Annotated in this window: 13 protein-coding genes and 2 pseudogenes; 4 read left to right on the forward strand and 11 right to left on the reverse strand. The window is 60.0% G+C overall.

The annotated features are described in order from the left end of the window. Positions 1-17: 17 nt before the first annotated feature. From nifX to nifH, 6 genes and pseudogenes are all read right to left on the reverse strand, one after another. Positions 18-515, reverse strand: coding sequence for a nitrogen fixation protein NifX (gene nifX, locus C7I87_RS36040; protein ID WP_246696346.1), 498 nt, complete (start codon positions 513-515; stop codon positions 18-20). Then, a pseudogene (gene nifN, locus C7I87_RS21895) lies at positions 481-1,862 on the reverse strand (nitrogenase iron-molybdenum cofactor biosynthesis protein NifN). Before nifN ends, nifX begins: the two are co-directional and overlap by 35 nt. Positions 1,863-1,870: 8 nt before the next feature. Beyond that, complete coding sequence (gene nifE, locus C7I87_RS21900; protein ID WP_149906159.1) at positions 1,871-3,361, reverse strand: nitrogenase iron-molybdenum cofactor biosynthesis protein NifE; 1,491 nt, start codon at positions 3,359-3,361, stop codon at positions 1,871-1,873. A 56-nt stretch (positions 3,362-3,417) separates the two neighbouring features. After that, complete coding sequence (gene nifK, locus C7I87_RS21905) at positions 3,418-4,959, reverse strand: nitrogenase molybdenum-iron protein subunit beta (protein WP_149906160.1); 1,542 nt, start codon at positions 4,957-4,959, stop codon at positions 3,418-3,420. Between the two features lie 124 nt (positions 4,960-5,083). Further along, on the reverse strand, positions 5,084-6,586 hold the full coding sequence (gene nifD, locus C7I87_RS21910) for a nitrogenase molybdenum-iron protein alpha chain (RefSeq protein ID WP_149906161.1): 1,503 nt from the start codon (positions 6,584-6,586) through the stop codon (positions 5,084-5,086). A 93-nt stretch (positions 6,587-6,679) separates the two neighbouring features. Further along, a complete protein-coding gene (gene nifH / locus C7I87_RS21915) occupies positions 6,680-7,573 on the reverse strand; it encodes a nitrogenase iron protein (protein ID WP_149906162.1) in 894 nt (297 codons plus the stop codon). 1,674 nt (positions 7,574-9,247) lie between these two features. On the opposite strand from nifH, the pseudogene C7I87_RS21920 reads away from it, so the two are divergent. Both C7I87_RS21920 and C7I87_RS35610 read left to right on the forward strand, forming a co-directional pair. Continuing rightward, positions 9,248-10,256: pseudogene (locus C7I87_RS21920) on the forward strand (transposase). Positions 10,257-10,817: 561 nt separating this feature from the next. Beyond that, entirely contained in the window at positions 10,818-11,015 is a 198-nt protein-coding gene (locus C7I87_RS35610; RefSeq protein WP_149906163.1) for a hypothetical protein, read from the forward strand. Between the two features lie 141 nt (positions 11,016-11,156). Here C7I87_RS35610 and C7I87_RS21930 read toward each other — a convergent pair whose 3' ends face one another. The 5 genes from C7I87_RS21930 to C7I87_RS21955 form a co-directional block, all read right to left on the reverse strand. Further along, on the reverse strand, positions 11,157-12,236 hold the full coding sequence (locus C7I87_RS21930) for an LLM class flavin-dependent oxidoreductase (RefSeq protein WP_149906164.1): 1,080 nt from the start codon (positions 12,234-12,236) through the stop codon (positions 11,157-11,159). Between the two features lie 218 nt (positions 12,237-12,454). Next, the gene (locus C7I87_RS21935; protein ID WP_306440513.1) at positions 12,455-14,740 is read right to left on the reverse strand and encodes an SDR family oxidoreductase; all 2,286 of its coding nucleotides are present in this window, start codon (positions 14,738-14,740) and stop codon (positions 12,455-12,457) included. A gap of 142 nt (positions 14,741-14,882) precedes the next feature. Continuing rightward, complete coding sequence (locus tag C7I87_RS21945; protein ID WP_149906165.1) at positions 14,883-15,086, reverse strand: ferredoxin; 204 nt, start codon at positions 15,084-15,086, stop codon at positions 14,883-14,885. A 58-nt stretch (positions 15,087-15,144) separates the two neighbouring features. After that, positions 15,145-16,323, reverse strand: coding sequence for a cytochrome P450 (locus C7I87_RS21950; RefSeq protein ID WP_188393935.1), 1,179 nt, complete (start codon positions 16,321-16,323; stop codon positions 15,145-15,147). 130 nt (positions 16,324-16,453) lie between these two features. Then, positions 16,454-17,215 (reverse strand): nitrogen fixation protein NifQ, encoded by a 762-nt coding sequence (locus C7I87_RS21955; protein ID WP_149906167.1) that lies wholly within the window; start codon positions 17,213-17,215, stop codon positions 16,454-16,456. 977 nt (positions 17,216-18,192) lie between these two features. On the opposite strand from C7I87_RS21955, the gene C7I87_RS21960 reads away from it, so the two are divergent. Beyond that, a complete protein-coding gene (locus C7I87_RS21960; protein ID WP_149906168.1) occupies positions 18,193-18,762 on the forward strand; it encodes a peroxiredoxin in 570 nt (189 codons plus the stop codon). A gap of 31 nt (positions 18,763-18,793) precedes the next feature. Next, positions 18,794-20,227 (forward strand): RNA polymerase factor sigma-54, encoded by a 1,434-nt coding sequence (rpoN, locus tag C7I87_RS21965; RefSeq protein WP_149906169.1) that lies wholly within the window; start codon positions 18,794-18,796, stop codon positions 20,225-20,227. Positions 20,228-20,451: the final 224 nt, after the last annotated feature.

Raw genomic sequence — 20,451 nt, forward strand, 5'->3', positions numbered from 1 at the left:
TGTCGGTTCTCCTCATTTCAATTTTCGTCTTGAAAGAACGGTTTTTTTCGGCGAACGCCCGCGTCCGCCAACACCTTGCGCAGCCAGGGCGGAGGAGCCTCCCTAAGCATCTTCTGGGTTCGCGACAGGACGTCAGTGATGGGTTGAGGCTGCGGCGCTTTGATTGGGTGGATTTTTGCCGCAACAAGTTTGGCTGCGGAAGGGCCGCCGATCGCCAGACAGAACAGAAGATGGCAGCCCTTCAGTGCCGAGACCTTCCGGGTGATGCGGTCATCGCCCTCGGGTCGATGCGTTCCGCTCTCATCGGAAACGTCGTCGAACTCTACTGCTTCCACGAAATTCCATTCGGCGGGCGTCACCTCGTAGACGGCAAAGCACCTGGCCGATCCAAAATGGGCATTAAGCTCGATCAGGTCCTGTGTGGCGATCGCCACGCGCAAAGCGCCGGCTTTCCTGTCCGGCGGCAATGGGTGAACCTCGTCAGTGACGAGCGAGAGGCGACGAGGGGATGTCATCTGGCATTCTCGGTTGCGGAATGGGTTGAGGGTCTCAGGCCTCGGCGCAGGCTGGTTGGCCTGGAAGACGTTAGCGATTTCGAAGATGAGGTCGCGCGTTCCCTGATAGAGGATTGTGAGCTTGTGCTGGCTGCCCAGGCGGTCGAAGATCGGGAAGCCGACGCGCATGAGCGGAATGCCGAGGCGCTCTGCCGCCTGTCGACCGTGGGAATGGGTGACAAGAAGGTCTGTGCCGGCAGCTAGGGCTTCCAGATCGCCGAGATCGCCGACCTGGACTGATTGCGCTGGAATATTCTCGACAATCTTCGACGTGCCGGTTGTGGTGACCGCCGCGGCGATTTCGGCGCCCATATCCACAAAAAAGCTTGCCAGTTGGTAGAGGTGGTCTGGTTCGGCAGCGATCGCAATTTTCTTGCCGCCGAAATGAAAATGTCCGTCGAGCAAGGCATCCTGCAACTGGCCCCGTTGATGGCGTAGCTTGGCCGGCGACGCTGCGCCCGAAATGACCGAAAGGAATGAGACAAGCCGATCGGCGGCCTTCAAGCCGGTGAGAGAGTGAAACAGCATGTAAGGCACACCCGTCAGCCTCTGCAGCGCCTCAGCTGAGCTGCGCATTTGCTCGCCGATGGCGATGCAATGCGCCACGGCGCCAAGCTCGCGAATGTCCTCGACGCTGGTGCCGCCAAGGGTGGTGGGGATCCAGCGGTCTGGTACCGAACCTTGGAGCGAGCCTGAGACGTCCGGCAGGATCACCGGCTGGAGGCCGAAGCCTACCACCACCTCGCGCAAGTGCTCGATGTCGGCCACGGTGAGGTTCCAGCCGGGCAGGACCGCGATCTTCTTCGAGTGCCGCGCCCGCTCGCCGGGCCGTGTCATGCCTTCGATCATCGCGGTGACTGCCTTGGCCCAGCCCTCTTCGAGGGCGCCGTCGAAATCCGGCGTGCTGGCCAACATGATCTCCGTACCTGCGAGTTCTTCGGCGTGCTTGCGCTGGATGGTAGCGATGTCGCCTGCGAAGTCTTCGCCACGGGTTTCCACAAGCGCCGTCGTGCAGACGCCGATCAGCTTTGGTTTGGTCCGGCTCTTGAGGTTCAGGATCGCCTCTTCGAGATGACCTGCCCCGCCGAGGATTGTCGCCAGTTCGTCCATTGCCGTTGTCTGCAAGGGAACTGCTTCCTTGAAATGCCGCACGAGGAGCACCAGAGCGAAGCTGGTGCAGCCTTGGCTGCCGTGGAACAGCGGAATCGCACCGTCGACCCCGAGAAAAGCGAAAGCAGCACCCAGCGGCTGGGAGGATTTCAGCGGATTGACTGCCGCCGATTTGGTTTGGGGAAGGATGCTGGCCATCGGTTTCCTCAACCCAGGCCGACGGCGTTGGTACCGGTGCTGGCAAATTTCTCACGAGCGCGGCCGGTCGTGCTGACGCTGATTGTGCTCGTCAGTTCATGCTCCAAGGCAGGATGGCTATCCCACGGCGCTGGCCCCCGTACCTGCTGCCAGATCGGGTTGTGAATGGCGCGGTCGATCTGAGTTATGAGCTCAATCATGCCGTCATAGCCGGCATAGGGGTGATGACGCTCCTGGTTGATATCGAGCCAGGGTGTCTTTGCCTTCAGCGCGACGAATTGCGTGCGCCCGCCCGACAGCATGATGTCGGCCTTGCCTTGTGAGAGCATGGTGAAAAGCTCGCGCGGTGGTATGGATTCGAAGATCTGGTTTTCTTCCTTCAGGGTCTGTTTGATACGCTCCTTGTCTTCGACCGTCGATTTCTTGACCGAGGTTCCGACGATCTCGATGCCGACTTCCATAAGCGCATTGACGAGCGACCAGGACTTCACACCGCCGGTGTTGAGCAGCACGCGCTTGCCTTCGAGCCTCGGGCGGTAGGCCGCAAGCTTCTTCCAGGCAATCGACTCCTCCTGCGCGATCAGCGCCTCGGTGCGGCCGACGAGCCCCGGATCGGCCCCCCTTCTGACGAGCAGATCAGCGATGTTGCGAAGTGCTTGCGAGGTCGCGGTGATGCCGTAGAAGGAACCCTCGAAGAAGGGGATCTCCCAGCGTTCCTCCATCTTGCGAGCGACATTGATGAGAGCGGTCGAGCAGACCATCATCGCCGCCCGCGCGCGGTGCGCGCAGGCAATATCGAGGTAGCGTGCATCGCCCGGAATGCAGGCGCGCACGCGGATGCCAAGTCGATCCAGGAGTGGCTTTACCAGCCAGAACTCGCCAGAGAGATTGAATTCGCCGATGATATTGATATCGCACGGGCCGGCATCATCGGGCTCTGCCGTACCGATCACGTGATCGAGCAACGCCTCGCCGGCGAGCTTGTTGCCGAGATTTTTAGAGCCGACGAAGCCCGGCGCATTGATCGACACCACGGGCAGTCCGAACTTTGCCGTCGCATGCCTGCAGACGGCGTCGATGTCATCGCCGATCAGCGCGGTCACGCAGGTTGAATAGACGAAGATCGCCGACGGCGCATACGTTTGCTTGATCTCGCGAATCGCATTGAAAAGCTTGCGCTCGCCCTGCCCCATCACGACGTCGAGTTCGGTGAGATCGGTCGTGAAGCTTGTGCGCCACAGGGCTGATCCGGATGACGTCGCGCCCCGATTGTCCCAGGCATTGCCCTCGCAGGCAAGCGGCGCGTGGATCAGATGCGCGACGTCGGTGATGGGCTGCAACGCGACTTTGGCACCGTCGAAGGCGCAGCCTCCGGCTGCCGCTCCAGGGGTGAGCGGCTTGGAACAGCCCTGTTGGCGCGTTTTGGCATTCTTGGCCTGGTTCTTCTCGCAAGCGGGCTCGCTGAACACATCCTGCAGTTTCGCGCTCGGCAAGGACATTAAGCCGGTCTCCAAAGTCCATCGGGATAGCGGCCAACCCAGTGCTGGCTGCGGCTTTAACGGGTCAGATCGAAGGAATAGTCGGTCACGCCCGGATCCATCGTCTCTCGGTCGAGCTTGTCGAAGATCTTGTCGAGGATCGTCGTCAACACGCGCAGGCCACCTTGGTAGCCTATCAGCGGGAAGCGGTGGTGATGGTGCCGATCGAAGATCGGGAACATCAGTCGGATCAGCGGCGTGCCCGTATCGCGCTCCAGATACTTGCCGTAAGAATTGCCGATCAGCAGGTCCACTGGTTCTGTAAAGAGCAGAGAGCGCATGGCCCAGAGGTCCTTGCCTGCCCAGACCTGGGCATCCTTGCCGAAGGACGAGGTTGCGAGCAGCTTCTTCATCTCAGCTTCCCAGGCATTGGTGCCGTTGGTGGCCAAGCAGTGGGTCGGCTCGCCGCCTGTCTCCATGACGAAGCGGGCCATAGCGTGGACAAAGTCCGGGTCGCCATAAATCGCGTATTTCTTACCGTGCAGCCATGACTGACTGTCGGCCATCGCATCAACCAGGCGGCCACGCTCCCGGGTGATCGCCTCCGGGATTTCCTTGCCCGATATCTCCGATACCCTCATCAGGAGTTCGTCGGTTGCCTCAACCCCCAAGGGGTAATGGAAGGAGGCCGTTTCCTGCCCGACCTCCTGGCAATATTCCAGCGTCTTGCGGGTGTTGTAGTGTTGCAGCGACAGCGTTGCCTCGGCGTTGAGTGCCGCCTGCACGTCTTCGATCTTGGTCCCGCCGTCATACATGCGAAATTCGCCATCCGACGGCGTGTCAAACTGGTCCGAAGCGTCTTGGATGAGGGTGTAGGACACACCCATTAAATTCAGCAAACGCTTAAGCTCGCGGTTGTTGCCGACGCAGAAGCCATCGAAACCGGGAATGATGTTTACGGTGTTGGCGAGGACGGTTCGTTGCTTTCCCTTCCAGAAGTTTTCCAAGACGCCCTTGACCATCGCATCATAGCCATCGACGTGGCTGCCGACGAAGGCGGGGGTGTGTGCGTAAGGCACTTCGAAGTCCTGTGGGACGGAGCCTTCCTGCCGGGCATTTTCGATGAACGAATGTAGATCGTCGCCGATCACCTCTGCCATGCAGGTGGTTGAGACAGCGATCATCTTGGGGTCGTAGAGCTTGTAGGTGTTGGCGAGCCCGTCGATCATGTTCTTCATGCCGCCAAACACCGCTGCATCTTCGGTCATGGACGACGAGACCGCCGACGACGGCTCCTTGAAGTGGCGTGAGAGGTGCGAACGGTAGTAGGCGACGCATCCTTGGCTCCCATGGACGAACGACATTGTGCGTTCGAAGCCTGCTGCGGCGAACACCGCGCCGAGTGGCTGGCAAGCCTTGGCCGGATTCACCACGAGCGCTTCGCGGGCGAGGTTCTTGTCGCGATATTCCCAGGTTTTGGTGAATTCGCGTTGGTCTGTAACGATCTCATCGGGATGCGGGCATTCGAAATTCAGCTTCTTTGCGGCGAGCATCTGCCTGTATTCCGCCTCACGGAATAGAGGAGCATGATCGAGAACTTTTTCAGCCGACTGCGGCATTGGGGGTAACCTTTTTGATGTGGCGGCGCCATGCGGCGGCACAGGGACGTCAAGACGTACGGATCTCCCGCGGATCAGGGATTGCGGGCGTTCGAGGTCTCGCTGAAGATGCGAAGCAAGGTTCTCATTCGGCTGCGATCGCCGCTGGCTGAGCTGATTTCTTCTTCCAGGGCGCGTCGTAGAGGTCCCAGACAGGGTTGTTGATGGCCAAGTCCATGTCGCGGGCGAAGATGGCGAAGCCGTCATACCCATGATACGGGCCGGAATAGTCCCAGGAGTGCATTTGACGGAACGGTATTCCCATCTTCTGGACCGGGTACTTTTCCTTGATGCCGGAGCCAACGAGATCGGGGCGGATTCCCTCGATGAACTTCTCCAATTCGTAACCGGTGACGTCGTCATAGATCAGCGTGCCCTCTTGCACGTAATGACCGGTGCGCTGATAGTCGTCGTTGTGGCCGAATTCATAGCCTGTGCCGACGATCGCCATGCCGAGGTCTTCGTAGGCGGAGACGACGTGCCGAGGGCGCAGGCCGCCGACGTACAGCATCACCGTCCTGCCTTCCAGGCGCGACCAATACTTGTCGATGACGGCGTCCACGAGGGGCCGGTATTTGGCAATCACGTATTCGGTCTTCTCTTCGATATCCGGTCCGAAATGCTTGGCGATGTTGCGCATTGAGGATTCGATCTGGGAAGGTCCGAAGAAATTGTACTCCATCCAGGGCACGCCGTACTTTTCTTCCATATGTCGACAGATGTAGTTCATCGATCGGTAGCAATGGATCAGGTTGAGCTTGGCTTTTGGCGCGCGTTCTATCTCGGCGAGCGTAGCGTCACCTGACCAGTTGCCAACCACGCGCAGGCCCATCTCCTCCAGCAGGATGCGCGACGCCCAGGCATCACCGCCGATATTGTAGTCACCGATGACGTTGACATCGTAAGGACCTGCCTCGAACTTGAGTTCCTTTTTCTCAAAGACCCAGTCGCGGATCGCGTCATTGGCGATGTGGTGTCCAAGCGATTGAGACACGCCGCGGAATCCCTCGCAGCGCACCGGCACGATGGTCTTTTCGTATTCCTTGGTCTTCTTCCGCGAGACCGCCTCGATGTCGTCGCCGATCAACCCAATCGGGCATTCGGACTGGATGGTGATGCCCTTGCTCAGCGGGAATAGATCTTCGAGCTCGTCGATGATCTTTTCCAGCTTCTTATCGCCGCCGAAGACAATATCCTTTTCCTGAAAGTCGGAGGTGAACTGCATCGTCACGAAGCTGTCGATGCTGGTGGTGCCGACATAGTAGTTGCGGCGCTGCGACCAGGAATAGTGGCCACACCCGACCGGCCCATGCGAGAGGTGGACCATGTCCTTCACAGGGCCCCACACGACGCCCTTGGAACCGGCATAGGCACAGCCCCGGATCGTCATCACACCGGGAATGGACTTGATGTTCGATTTGACGTCGCATTCGGAGAGGGCCTGCGTCTCTCCGGCAAGCTCTTGTCCGCGGGTGGCGACGCTCAAGTGTTTCTTGCGTCGCTTTGCCGTCTTGTCTGGATATCGCGATAGCACTTGCTCAATGAGCTTGGTGTGCAACGCGCCGCTATTTTGGGAGTCAAGGCTCATAAAGCTGCCCTTTTTGAGGTTCTTCGGCTGGCGCCTGGCTTTTTAGACGCCCGTTCGGTGAAGGCGCCGGAATGGCCGGCGCCCTGAGCGGGACTATTGAGCGGCCGCAGGGGTGGCTTCCTTTGCCGCAAGCTCGGCGAGCATCTGCTCCTCGGTCTTCATGATGCCGAAGTCGAGCAGCATGTCTTCGAGCTCTTCCATGGTGATCGGTGTTGGGACGGTGCCCTGACCGCCATTGGCGTGGATTTTCTCGGCAAGCGCGCGGTATTCCGCAGCCTGCTTTGAGTCCGGCGCATATTGGATCACCGTCATCTTGCGCAGTTCGGCGTGCTGGACGATGTTGTCGCGCGGCACGAAGTGGATGAGCTTTGAATTCAGCTTTTTAGAGAGAGCCTCGGCCAGATCGAGTTCGCGGTCAGTCTGGCGCTCGTTGCAGATCAGACCGCCCAGACGCACGCCGCCCGAATGGGCATATTTCAAAATACCCTTGGCGATGTTGTTGGCAGCATAGAGCGCCATCATCTCGCCGGACATGACGATATAAATTTCCTGTGCCTTGTTTTCGCGGATAGGCATTGCGAAGCCGCCGCACACAACGTCACCGAGCACGTCGTACGAGACGTAGTCCACGTCTTCGTAGGCGCCATTCTCCTCAAGGAAATTGATAGACGTGATGACGCCGCGGCCTGCGCAACCGACGCCCGGCTCAGGTCCACCGGATTCGACGCACTTGATGTCCTTGTAACCGATCTTCAGGACGTCTTGGAGTTCGAGATCTTCGACGGACCCTTCCTGTGCGGCGAGGTGGAGCACGGTGTCTTGCGCTTTCGCGTTCAGGATGAGACGGGTGGAATCAGCCTTAGGATCGCAGCCTACGATGAGAATCCTCTGCCCTAGGTCGACCAGGGCTGCGAGCGTGTTTTGGGAGGTGGTAGACTTCCCAATGCCCCCCTTTCCGTAGAATGCGATCTGACGCAAAGCCGACATATGTCTTTCCTTCCTTCGTTCCATAAATTGTGGCTAATACACGCGATACCGGTCGGCGGATCATGCCGCTCGCAACAGAAGCATCAAAACTCGTGCCAACCTGCCTTGATCGGGATGAAGAAAAGTTTTCGTTTGTTTTCGGCCGTTTAGGCTCCTGCAAGAGGCTGATCGGTCGAACACCCATGTCGCGGAACCGACAAAGCCTACACAGGTGTCGATCGGTAAATGTCGCTTGAGACCCAGAGCCACAGCGGCTGATCCGGACTGGCAACTCCTTGACCCTGACCTCTGGCAGGACGGCGTCCATGCAATCGCCGTGAGCAAGGACGGCATCTATCAAACGATCGGTGGCCGGCGCGAGAGGCCCATATCTGACCAGTGCCGGCGTCGGCCTCTCAGCAGGAACACCCGCCCTATAGGCGGTAGCATCCTACCCCAGCTGTCATCCCGTTGCCGCGGCCGTCACCGGGCCGAATGGACTTCGGACGCAGAAGGTCTCGCCCTCAGATTTAGTACCGCCAGATCCATCGTGGCAAGAACCGCCAGATGAACGTGTAGTCTGGTATATGGATTAATTTCCTGGCGGCACCCTGCCTCCCAGCGCTTACTTCCGTGGGCGTTATGGCAGTCCGGGCGACTAAAGACCCAAACGATATCGCTGCTGCCGACAAAGCAAGCAAGCCAACTACGGTCGTTGCGAGTAGAGTGGTCCTCTTCATTTCTGTCTCCGTTGATTGGGAACTGCAAATTGGGTCAAAGCCATAATTGCGGGGTTTGACTTGCAGGGTGGCGGGCAGATCGATCTGACAACATTAGGAACTGCTGCTGACGACATCCTGACGGAGCGCCCACCACGGGCTAGGAGGACCGGAGGAGATCCTCATGATCTTGGCCGCTGCAAAAACCGTGCATATCGGCCCGGTCGGCATGGCTGACGGCAAGCTCATTCCTGTGGAGAGAGATCGCCGACACGCTCACAGCGAGGATCAGTGCCCGTCCCGAACCATACCGAGCGGAGTGTTTGGCCGACCCCAGCTCATCGGTTCGACCTGTGGCGGAACCATGGCTGTTGGTCGGTCGGTGCGGAGCTGGAGCCAGCCGGAGCCGATTGGTCGACGGACACAAACGATCTCGCTGCCACAAGCAAACTGAGCAGGCCAATCACGATCACTGCCAGAAGAATGGCCTTCGTCATTTCTCTGTCTCCATTGATCCATTTGGCAGCGGCAAATTGCGTCAAAGCCACCCTGCCGGTTGTTGAGCCGCAGGTGCCGGTGGACGGACTTGACGAAGATAGGGACCGCTGCTGACGCTATCCTGACGGAGCTGCCATAACGGATCAGGCTATCGGAGCAGATGCTGCGTGATCCTGGCCGCTACACGCTCGGCGCCCCTATCGCCAGGACTCGCCTGATCAGCATGGCCGACGGCAAGGTCTGATTCATCGCTCAAAAGCGAGGATCCGTGCACTTCCCGAGCCGCAGGAGACAGCGGAGTCTTTCGCCGGCCCCAGCTCATCGGCGCGACCTGTGGCGGAATCATGGGTGTTGGTCGGTTGGTGCGGAGTTGGAGGCAGCCGGAGCCGATTGAACGACGGACACAAACGATCTTGACCTTGCCCCTCTGATCTAATCCGGTTCAAAGTTCGTTCTGGCCCATCGAGAGGACCAGGACATGAAACGTAGCCGCTTCTCCGAAGAGCAGATCATCGGCATTTTGAAGGAACATGAGGCCCGGCTATCGGTTGCCGATCTGTGCCGCAAGCACGGGGTCAGCGACGCCTCGATCTACAACTGGAAGGCCCGCTTCGGCGGGATGGATGTCTCCGAGGCTCGGCGACTGAAGGCGCTGGAGGACGAGAACACGCGGCCGAAGCGGCTTCTGGCCGACGCCATGCTCGACAATGCCGCGTTGAAGGATCTTGTGGGAAAGAAGTGGCGACGCCCGCGGCCAAGCGCAAAGCTGTCGCTCGCCTGAAGGAAGGCTTCGGTATGAGCGACCGGCGGGCCGGCTGTTGCCGTATGACGGTTCGCTACGAGACCAGCAGGCCGGACGACCGCGAGGTTCGCGAGCGGATGAAGGCGATCGCGCAGGAGCGTCGCCGGTTCGGCTACCGGCGTCTTCTCGTGATGCTGAGGCGGGAGGGCCTGGTTGTGAACCACAAGAAGCTGTTCCGGCTCTATCGGGAGGAGAAACTCGCCGTTCGCCGCCGTGGCGGCCGCAAGCGGGCGATCGGGACCAGGGCGCCGATGCTGGTTCCGCTGCGTCCCGATCGAGACCTATCGTGCTGGCGTTCATCTTCGTCGCTCCCTGTTAAGTTGAAGGGACATCATACGGCCAATCGGTTCGGGGCGGGGCCGCCTTCCCCATCAACGGCCAACTGCGCGATGAACTGCTCAACGAGACGCTGTTTACCTCGCTGGCTCAGGCGCGCGTAGCCATAGCCTTGTGGCGCGCCGACTACAACTTCGCGCGGCCGGACTCCCAAATCGCCTGGCAGACACCGGCCGAGTTCGCCACCACCTTCAATCCGCGACAGTCGCTCGCGCTGCGCTATTCCAAAGGCTCCGCGCCAGCGCCAGTCGCTTCACCCGCCCAGCAGGGCACAACCCACGCCGGAAACGAACTCAAAACTGGAAAAAAACTGGGGGCAAGGTCAATCTCGCTGCCACAAGCAAACTGAGCAGGCCAATCACGATCACTGCCAGAAGAATGGCCTTCGTCATTTCTCTGTCTCCATTGATCCATTTGGCAGCGGCAAATTGCGTTTAAGCCAACCTGCCGGTTGTTGAGCCGCAGGTGCCGGTGGACGGACTTGATGAAGGATAGGGACCGCTGCTGACGGTATCCTGACGGAGCTGCGATAACGGATCAGGGCTATCGGAGCAGATGCTGCGTGATCCTGGCCGCTACACGCTCGGCGCCCCTATCGCCAGGACTCGCCTGATCAGCATGGCCGACGGCAAGGTCTAATTCATCGCTCAAAAGCGAGGATCCGTGCATTTCCCGAGCCGCAGGAGACAGCGGAGTCTTTCGCCGGCCCCAAGATCATCAATAGTGGCAGCGGGTGTGGCATCTTTGCGGTCGTCGCTTGGTGCCGTGGGTGCCGTGGATGACGTAGGTGCCGTAGCTGGATGGTCGTTGGCTTCGGCCGCAAACGATTTCACTGTCACAAACAACCCCAGCAAGCCAATCATGGCCGCAGACCGCAGCGAGGACTTTTTCATTTCTGGCTCCGTAATCAATGTGGGATGACAGTCGCTGTGCCGGCTTTGACTCGCAGGCGGATTTCTACGAGCAGATAGAGGCTGTTGCTGACGACATCCTGACGAAGCCGCGTGCGGACAGGATCGTTGCCGCGGGCGTCACTGCCGCGATTGCAGTGGACGGCGAGCCGCTGGCTGCCGAAAAGCACACATTCAGCCCAGTCACACGAGACTGACGGCGCGAGAGAAGGTGCGCGGCGCGGATCTTTCCAGCATGAGCCAAGCCGCGAGATTTTCCCGATTCCGTCCCGGAAGACGGCATCGACCATGTATGCTCACGGATATTCGACGCCGAGCAGCGCCGCGCCAGATGCCGCTCAATTCAAGTCAGGTCTTTGCGACCTTGCAACCCTGTGACCGAGTGCCTTGTTGACGGCCGGGATGATCTTGTCTCCCCAGAGCTCGATCTGGCGCAGCATCGTCTTGTGATCGAAATCTCCCAATTGGGTCTGAATGGCGATCTGGTCCGGTTTTAAGATGTCCATCTCTTCCAGTAGGCGATCGATTACGCGATTCACGCTGCCGATCGGCAAGTTCTCACGCATGACCTCGAGGGACAGATCCTGCTGCGTCGGTGTTTCCTGCAGCAGGTAGCCGTCTTGGCTTTGTTGGCGGCGCTGGTGCAGTGCTTCAGATAGCCGGCGCTGGAAGCGCGCGTTGTCAAGATAGCTGTTGATCTCCGCAGCGTTGTCGCTGGCATAGCAGCAGCGCAGGAGGGAAATCTTGGCTTGCGCGGCATGCTTACCTTCGGAGGCCGCCGCCTTTTCTATGCTTTCGCGCAGCATGCGCAGGGTCTCCAAGCCGTCGTGGAACGCGGTGACAAATAGATTGTGTCCCTCACGATATGCCCGGCCCATGCTGCGCGCGGACCCGGCGGCGATCCAGATCGGCGGCGTCGGCTTCTGAAGGGTGCGCACCGAGATCGCCGTCGGTGGTATCTTCTCGTACTGGCCGTTGTGCTCGAAGATCTTCTGCTTGAGGCCCTTGAGCAGAACCCCCAAATATTCAGAAAACACCTCCGGCGCCTGATCGATGTCAACGCCGAAACGTTCGAACTCGAACTGCTGGTACCCCGAGCCCACTCCAAGCTCGAGGCGGCCGTTCGAAACGACATCGGCAAAGCCTATCTCGGAGAGCAGGCGCTGTGGCTGGTAGAGCGGTAGAACGCAGACGCCGGTGCCGAGCCGAATGGTGTCCGTCACGCCTGCGCAGTGCGCCACCATCATCAAGGGCGACGGAACCAGGCTGTAATTGTTGAAGTGGTGCTCGGCGAACCAGGCGGTGTTGAATTTAGCCTGCTCAGAAAGCACCGCCTGTTCGATTGAGTTCCGGATCACACTGCTGGACGATTGATGATAGCCGCGCTGTGCGGCCAGGATGAATGTCGCAAATTCCATGGTCGTTCCTTGTTTTACGCAATTTGGCTGATCGGGGATTCTTGAGATGTGCCTCGAGCGCGTTTGGCGTGTCGATCCTGTCGACTACATCGCCGTAGATTGCTTCTGGTCCGCGGATTGCGGCTGCGACCGGAGGCAGCAAGGCACGCCCGAGGGGCGTGCCTTGCTGCACCAGCCGCTCCCGCCGGCTGGGTCGACAACCATTGCCCGTACTCGGTTCATTCCTGGCCAGGTTCGCTGGTCAATCCTGCATCGCCGGACAAGGTGCAGCCGCCGTCCACGTACAGGATTGAGCCGTTGACGTATGAAGCGTCCGGCGAAGCCAGGAAGAACGCTGCGTCGGCGACCTCCTCCGGCCGACCCAGCCTGTGCATCGGGATCCGCAGGCTGATCGCCTGCGGTTGGTCGATGCTGCCGAGCTCCATCGACTGAATGGTCCCTGGCGTGCGGATGTAGCCAGCAGCGATGGCGGCCGTCCGAATGCCGCGCGGCCCGAGTTCGGCCGCCATGCACCGTGTCAGGATTTCCAACCCGGCCTTGGATGCGCCATAGGCAAGGCGCGGTGCCTTCGGGAGACGGGTATTGGTCGATCCGATATTTAGGATCATGCCTTCGGGGCGCATAAGCTTGATCGCCTCACGCGCGCAAGTGAAGGCGCCGGTAAGAGTGAGATCAAGAATCTGTTCGGTCTGTGCCGGCATTTGTTCGATCCCTGACATGTCCGGGGCGACAGCACTGTTGACGAGGACATCGATGCGGCCGAACCGCTCCTGCAATTCTTCGAACAGCGCCACGACTTCGCTCTCGACAACCACGTTCACGATCTTGGCCACATGCTTGCCGCCGAGCGATCGAGCGAGTTCTGTCGCAGCACTGCGATCCCTGTCGGCAATCACGACGGTGTCGCCGTTCGCGGCGAAGCGGCGAACGACCGCAGCGCCTATTCCGTTTGCGCCGGCTGTGACAAGTACGATCCGCTCACGGGTGTGCTCGGCCGGACGGGAGAGTTCGGCTCCTGGCGTCCCATCCGCCGGCGGATGCGCATCGCCCGGCTGGTTGAAGGATGTCCAACCACCATCAACGGTCAGCACCGATCCGGTGATGTAACTTGCTTGCGGGCTGGCCAGGAACCGTACGGCCCGGGCGATCTCGTCGGGGCGCCCCATGCGGCCCATCGGCACGCGGCGGCGCACCGCCTCCAGGTCCGTTTTGCCCGCGCGTTCAAGGGCCGCGGTCATGGACGTGCGCACATAGCCCGGCGCTACCGCCGTGACGCGAATGCCGCGCGAAGCCCACTCGCGCCCCAACGATTTCGTGAAAGCGATCAGGCCGGCTTTCGACGCAGCGTAGGCATTGCGCTTGGGATTGCTGACCAAGCCCGCTATCGAGGCGACATTGACGATAACGGCCCCCGGCTGCATCCGCCGCGCCGCTTCGCGGGCCATGACGATGGGCCCGAACAGGTTGACTGCCAGTGTGCGCCGGAAGGATTCAATACTGGTCTCGACAGTCGCGTCCACGGCGGGCCCAATACCTGCATTGTTGACGAGAACGCTGATCGGCGCGAACTGTGCTTCGACACGACGGAAAAGGGCGAGGATGTCATCCTCGTTCGAAACATCGTACTCGAGGCCGAGATGCGGAGGGCCGAGACCGCGGGCCAGTTCAAGCACCCCACTGTCGGGAAGGTCCACGGCAACGACGACGTCTCCATCCGCGGCAAGCGTTTCGGCCAAGACACTGCCGATCCCGCCTGCAGCACCTGTAATGATCACGATGCGTCGTGCCAGTTGCTTCCTGAGAACTTCTCTGCCACCGGGGACACCGAGCTCGGGCCGCCGCCAGGAAATATCCTTCTCGCCACAGTTGCTCGCCTTGGGGACGCTCCATTTCCCTCCGAACTGGGCCTCCGCTCTTGCCTTATTCGCAGAATGCCAGGCGGACAGGTCATCGCCGAATATTGCAGCATACTTCGCCTCCGCTGCAGCCGTTCCCAACCCATAGACTGGATCGTCTGGATGCGGTGCTCCGATCGGCTGCCGGGGCCCGAACCGCTCTGGCTCGAAGCCCGTCGGCGGGATCTGCTCCTGCAGCCAATCGTAGACCACCGTCCGTTCGGCAATCCGCCACTCCCCTTGTCGCTTCTGAAATAAATCGCAATAGCGGCCGCAGAGGAGTTCTTGGCGTATCTCGCCGGAGGTGTCTGGTCCACGTTGCAGCGCGGTGAAATAGCTCTCGACTGCGGCCCTGGTCGGGCTGATGAAATCGATCAGGATGTTGGTGACCTGGTGAACGTAGCGCGGCTGGGTCTTGAACACATCCAGCGCAAACTGGATGAAGTCTTCGGCCGAGCCGGAATGTGCACCATGATGGTCATGCGCATCGGGCCAGTACGCGCTGCGCAGTGCCGCCTCATCAGCGCGGTCTATTCCGCGGCAGTACCGATAGAGGCAGTCGCGGATGGCCTCCCTGTCGAGCAGTTCGGTGATTTTTGCATGGCCCATCGCTTTGTCCCAGGTTTGAGGAAGAGGCGTTTCGAGGTTTTTTTGTTCAGTGCCCGACGGACGCGGGAGCTGCTCCTTGCCGACTGTTTGCGTGTCTGGAGCAGCTCGATGCGGCCGCGTCGCGAGAAAGACGGTCGCCGATTCAAGAAGTGGCCGCGCGATCGATTGCCAGGGCACGTTCAGGGCAGGATCGTGCCCCTCGTGCCGCCTTCAGTTCGTCTCTCTTCGCCACCTTAATGTCACCGGGCTCGATGTAGCCCTCGTCATCAAGCGTGAAGATCTCCGGCGCTTGCGCCCAGCATCGCGCGTGACCCTGACATTTTGCTTTGTTGACGATGACGCGCATGGCGCTCGCTCCATATTCTCCAACTCGCGACATCTTCTCCAACTCGCGACGGCATTGTTCAGGACCAGTCCAGGATCAGGTTGTCGATCCCGAACGCATGGCCACCATGGGTGATGGGGGCCGTACCTTCCTTGATCCGGAGCGCCGGGATGCGCGCCAGCCACTCCTCCAGGCCAATGACAATCTCGCGCCGGGCAAGATGTGACCCAAGGCAGCGGTGGGGGCCATGGGCAAAGGCGGTGTGGCGATTCTCCTCGCGCGCCAGATCGATCGTGTTGGGGCATTCGAATTCCGCCGGGTCGCGATTGGCAATCATGGTGGCACAGGAAATATAGTCCCCTTTACGGATCGGCACGCCGTCGAAGTCGATGTCTCGTGTTGCCACGCGGATCATCTGCACGGTCGGGTAAGCGCGCAGTAACTCTTCGGCTGCGACCACGATGCGGTTTGGTTTGCTTCGCAGCCACTCCTGGTCTTTCGGATTGCGCGAGAGATGGGCCAAGTCAAAGCCTATGGCTGCTGCAACCGTGTCGAGACCCGCGACGAACAGAAGCACGCCGATGCCACGGACTTCCTCGTTGGTCAGCGGGCGGCCCGCGACCTGTGCCTGCACGACGAAGGTCATGAAGTCATCAACGGGTGCCTTGCGGCGCAGGGCTGCAAGGTCGTCGATGAAAGCGACAATCCGCTGGGCCGCGGCCTTCCTTTTGACAGCGTCGCCATGGAGCAGATCCTTTCCCCAGCCGACAAAGATGGCGAGCCGGTCGTCGGGTAGCCCGAGAAAGCGAAGGAAGATGTTGACCGCGAAAGGGTAGGCGAAATCCTTCATCACATCGCAGTTTGTGCCGGACGCGGCGATCGTGTCGATCAGCGCGATCGCCCGTTCCCGAACGGCCGGTTCCAGTGCCCTTACACGCTGGGGTGTAAACAGTGGGTTGAGGAGTGAACGAAAGATGCCGTGGGCCGGCGGGTCCAGTTCGAGGGGAATCATCGGCCAGTTTTCGCCAAGCGCGGAGGCGAAGATGCTGCGGTGGCTGGAAAAGGTTTCGGTGTCCTGCAGCACTTTGCGTTGGTCACTGGCGCGCGTGATGACCCAGGTACCCCGGCCATCGCGCGTGTTGTTGGGAGCATAAAAGATCGGCGGCCCGGCATGGACGCAAGTCACGGCTGCGTGGGGATCCCCGTTGGCCGTGGGTAACATCCCAGGCGACGTGAACAGGCTGAAGTTCCTTACCATTTCGGGCGGGACATGATCTGGAACCGGATTGCTCCGAAGCTGGTTTTTCGTCATATGTCGCCTCCTTGGAGCGGCATGGCGTTGGGCCTCTGTCTCAAGGGCCCTGGCACAAGAAATCGCCAAGCGATGATCATCCCCGTTCCAGCAGTAGCGCGGGATCAAGCGCTGGCGCTCTCGTAACTCCTGAAGACGCCTCTTCATCCAAATCAATGTCGTTCCTGATCCGTGCAAGGTGGCTCTCATCTTCCTCCGAGCCAAAGCAGCTTTCGAAATCGGTGCATTGGCGGCAACTGGGCGCGGTACATATTGAAAAACCTTCAGCCTCGCAGAGCATGCGGTAGAGGTACTTCTTCCATTTCATGTTCCTGGTGTTGCCGGCTGCCAGTGCCGGGAAATGCGTGGCGAGTAAGCGGCTGAGTTCGGCCCGATTGAAAAGGCCAAGATCCTGCCAGAGATGGTCATCGCGCATGGCGCGCCGGGCGATGATTTTGGCAAACCGGGCGCTCGCCGGGTCTCCCGGCCGGGCCTGCATTAACAACAGGTCGCGCAGCAGTTTTTCTTCCATCTCCGGTTCGACGTCCGATGCCTCTTCTAAGGCGAAGGCGCTGATAGGGGCGTGCGGAAAACGATCCGTCAGAACATCGCGCAGATCGGCAAGCGAAAGGCCGGTTGCCTGGGTGGCAGTCGCCTCGCCGACATCGATCTCATCGAGCGCTCTTGAGAGGACGCAGGCAAGCACATGCTCGTCGAAGCTGATCGCCTGATCTATCAAAGGCCACTGGCCGGTGCTGGGCGCATGTGCGTGTGGAAGCCGATCGGGCCGATAGGCCGTTCGAACACGGCGGCTGACGCCCATCCTCCAAATAATGCCTTCCTGAGGCTGACCTGACATTTCGCTTCCTTGTTTCGTGGTCTCGATCGCGATGTCATCGGCGACTTGAAAGCCTACGCAGCGACCTACCGCTCGTGGTGAAGCGAGCAAACGCCGTGCCAACTGCGGCGCCTGCGACAAAACGAGAGCTGGAAAGCATTTCTTGGGAGCTTTGGTCGGAGCACAGCCAAGAACGGGGATGACACGGGCGTCACCGGCTCGACAAACCCGACACAGGCGTGTCCGTTTCAGGCACTCCCAAATGGTGGAGAGGATGCTCACAGCCGAAGCGGAATTGCCCAAGCCAAGCGACCGCGGCTCGCAATGTCCGATGTCCGACATGCGACATAGCACATTAGGACCCGCCCCTTGTTTTCGAACGATTTCTCCTTGGCACGATCCATGCGTGGAGATCCGAGAACACGTCACGGACGAAGGAGATGAGCCTTGTTGCAGAGGGAATGGCAATGTCGATGTGGCGTGAATGTAGGACCCATGCATATGTCACCGCCTTTGGCGGGCACGTTGCGCACCGCCAGTGTTGCTGACGGCGAGGCAACGCGTTTCCGGTGCGTTCAAACGACGTTGGGGAACGTTCGCGTCCGTACGGGAGTCGATCACACGAGCGGTGTGTCCGGCGAGGATGCTGCTCGGGCCATCGTCAATATTGATGAATATCCCTGCCTTGCCCTCGAGGGCCATCCTGACGTCGGCAACCCTGTCGTTACGCTTCGAGGCCTCTTGAGTGCCCCGGCGCACTTTACTCACAAACGCGCAATTCGTCGTCGATATCCCGTTCAACGGCACGGCCGTAGAAGGCGCACCAGAGAACCCAAGTCACCCCGATCGACCTCGTCGGGTGCCGAAGAGCTGGAGCCTGGCCCTGGCCGCGGCAAGGATCGGCGCCGCAAGACGCCTCACCCTAACCGGCCAGTGTCGAGCTTACGGCTGCCCCATAGAGACGCACTGCGCCAGTTTCCCTTACAGGAGCAAAATTGATGACCGTTCCCTTCGCGACGTTTCGCACGCGTGTTCGCGACGAATCTATTGGCGGGCCGAATCCGTTCCGCTGGGAAGACACCACTTCCGACGACTATTTCAAAGGCAAGCGCGTCATCCTGTTCTCGCTGCCGGGCGCCTTTACGCCGACCTGCTCGACTTACCAAGTGCCGGATTTTGAAGAGCTCTATGATGAGTTCGAGAAAGAGGGAGTTGAGGCTATCTACTGCATGTCGGTCAACGACGCCTACGTCATGAATGCCTGGGGCAAAGCTTTGGGACTGCAGAAGGTCCAGCTCATCCCGGATGGCTCGGGCGAGTTCACGCGCAAGATGGGTATGCTGGTGGCCAAGGACAATGTCGGCTTCGGTATGCGCTCCTGGCGTTACGCCGCCGTGATCAACGATGGTGTGGTGGAGCGGTGGTTCGAGGAGGACGGTTTCTGCGACAACTGTGAGACGGACCCGTATGGCGTCTCTTCGCCGCAGAACATTCTTAAATCGCTGAGAGAGGTTCAAGGCACGCCTTCTGGAATGAACGTCTCACAGGGTCCAGTGCGCACAGCCTAGGTGCGTCGCTCAACGGGAGTTGGCGGTAGTCATGAAGTCCTCAGCAAGCCTGCTTCAGAGCCAGAGGCAATCCCAGGTTCTGACACCTCAACTCATTGAGTCGATCCGCTTGCTGCAACTGGCGCACACGGAACTGCGTCAATTCGTGGAGCAGCAAGTCGAGAAAAATCCGCTTCTGGAGCTGACATCGAACACCAGTGAGTCTGATAGTAATACCTCACCGAGTTCGGGGGAGAATCTTCCCAGCGACGAACGCGAAAGCCGGGTCGATGGGCCTATCGGGGGCCAGTGTTCGGATCGGCTCCGGCCACAGAAATCAACGCGCGACACAGCCACTGGCACGCCTGGGGAAGAATTTTCGCCAGAGAAGTTTGTCCCCAATCCTGAAACACTGCACGAACATATCGCTGGTCAGATCGCCCTCACTGCGTTCAACCCAGGGGAGCGGGTGATTGCCGGCGCGCTGGCCAGTCATCTGGACGACACCGGGTATCTTCAGGTGGACATTCTGGAGCTAGCGGCAATCGTGAATGCCCCCATGGCTGTTGTGGAACGGGTTCTGGCAACCCTGCAGCTTTTTGACCCGCCGGGGGTATTTGCGCGAACCCTCGCCGAGTGCCTTGAAATCCAGTTGCGTCAGCAGGACCGGTTCGACCCGGCGATGGCAGCTTTGATCGCCAATCTCGAGATGGTTGCTGAAGGCGACTTCAAGGGATTGAGGCGGCGTTGCGGGGTCGATGAAGACGACTTTGTCGACATGTTGCACGAACTGCGTGCGCTCGATCCAAAGCCTGGTAACCGGTTCCAATCAGGGGGGCCGGAAACAATCGTACCTGACGTGTGGGTCCTGCCGTCGCCCGCGGGTGGATGGAATGTCGAACTTGATCCAGACACGCTGCCCCGACTGCTCGTCAACCAGAGCTATTTTGTCGAAGTGTTGCGCCTCACCGCCCAAAATCCGAAGGACCAGGCATTTCTAAACGAATGCCTGGACAATGCGAATTGGCTCGTGCGCAGCCTCGACCAGCGCGCCAAGACGATCCTCAAGGTGACCGCGGAAATCGTGCGCCAGCAAGATGCCTTTTTGAGACATGGCGTAGCCCATCTGCGGCCTCTCAATCTCAGAGCCGTTGCGGATGCGATCAACATGCATGAGTCGACTGTGAGCCGGGTGACGTCGAACAAGTACATGCTCACTCCGCGTGGCGTGTTCGAACTCAAGTATTTCTTCACCGTTGCGATCGGCTCCTCCCAGCACGGCGACGCCCACTCCGCTGAAGCCGTTCGCCATCAGATCAAGGCGATCATCGCCGCGGAAGATGCCGCGCTCTCCGATGAGGACATCGCTGCCCGGCTCAGGCAAAACGGCATCGACCTTGCTCGCCGGACTGTTATGAAATACCGGGAGGCAATGAACATCCCATCCTCCGTGCAACGGCGCCGTCAAAAGCGCGGCTGGCGTTGATGATGACGATCAGGCCGTGGCCGTTCTTCCTGCCGACGAAAGCTTCCAAATCGATGGCGGGTGGGTCTCGCCTTTCTCGCGCCCGGATCCTGAATCGACTTCCGGCATAGTCTGCATCCCGGCAGAGACTCGCGCAACGACTCGAATGTTTCCTGAGTCTTCGATCGTTGAGATCGCCTTCGCCTCGGGCGGAACGGAAGCGGCAATGCGGCGATCGTTCCGGG

The organism is Mesorhizobium sp. SARCC-RB16n, assembly GCF_008520305.1.
In the GTDB taxonomy this organism is placed as follows: Bacteria; Pseudomonadota; Alphaproteobacteria; order Rhizobiales; family Rhizobiaceae; genus Mesorhizobium.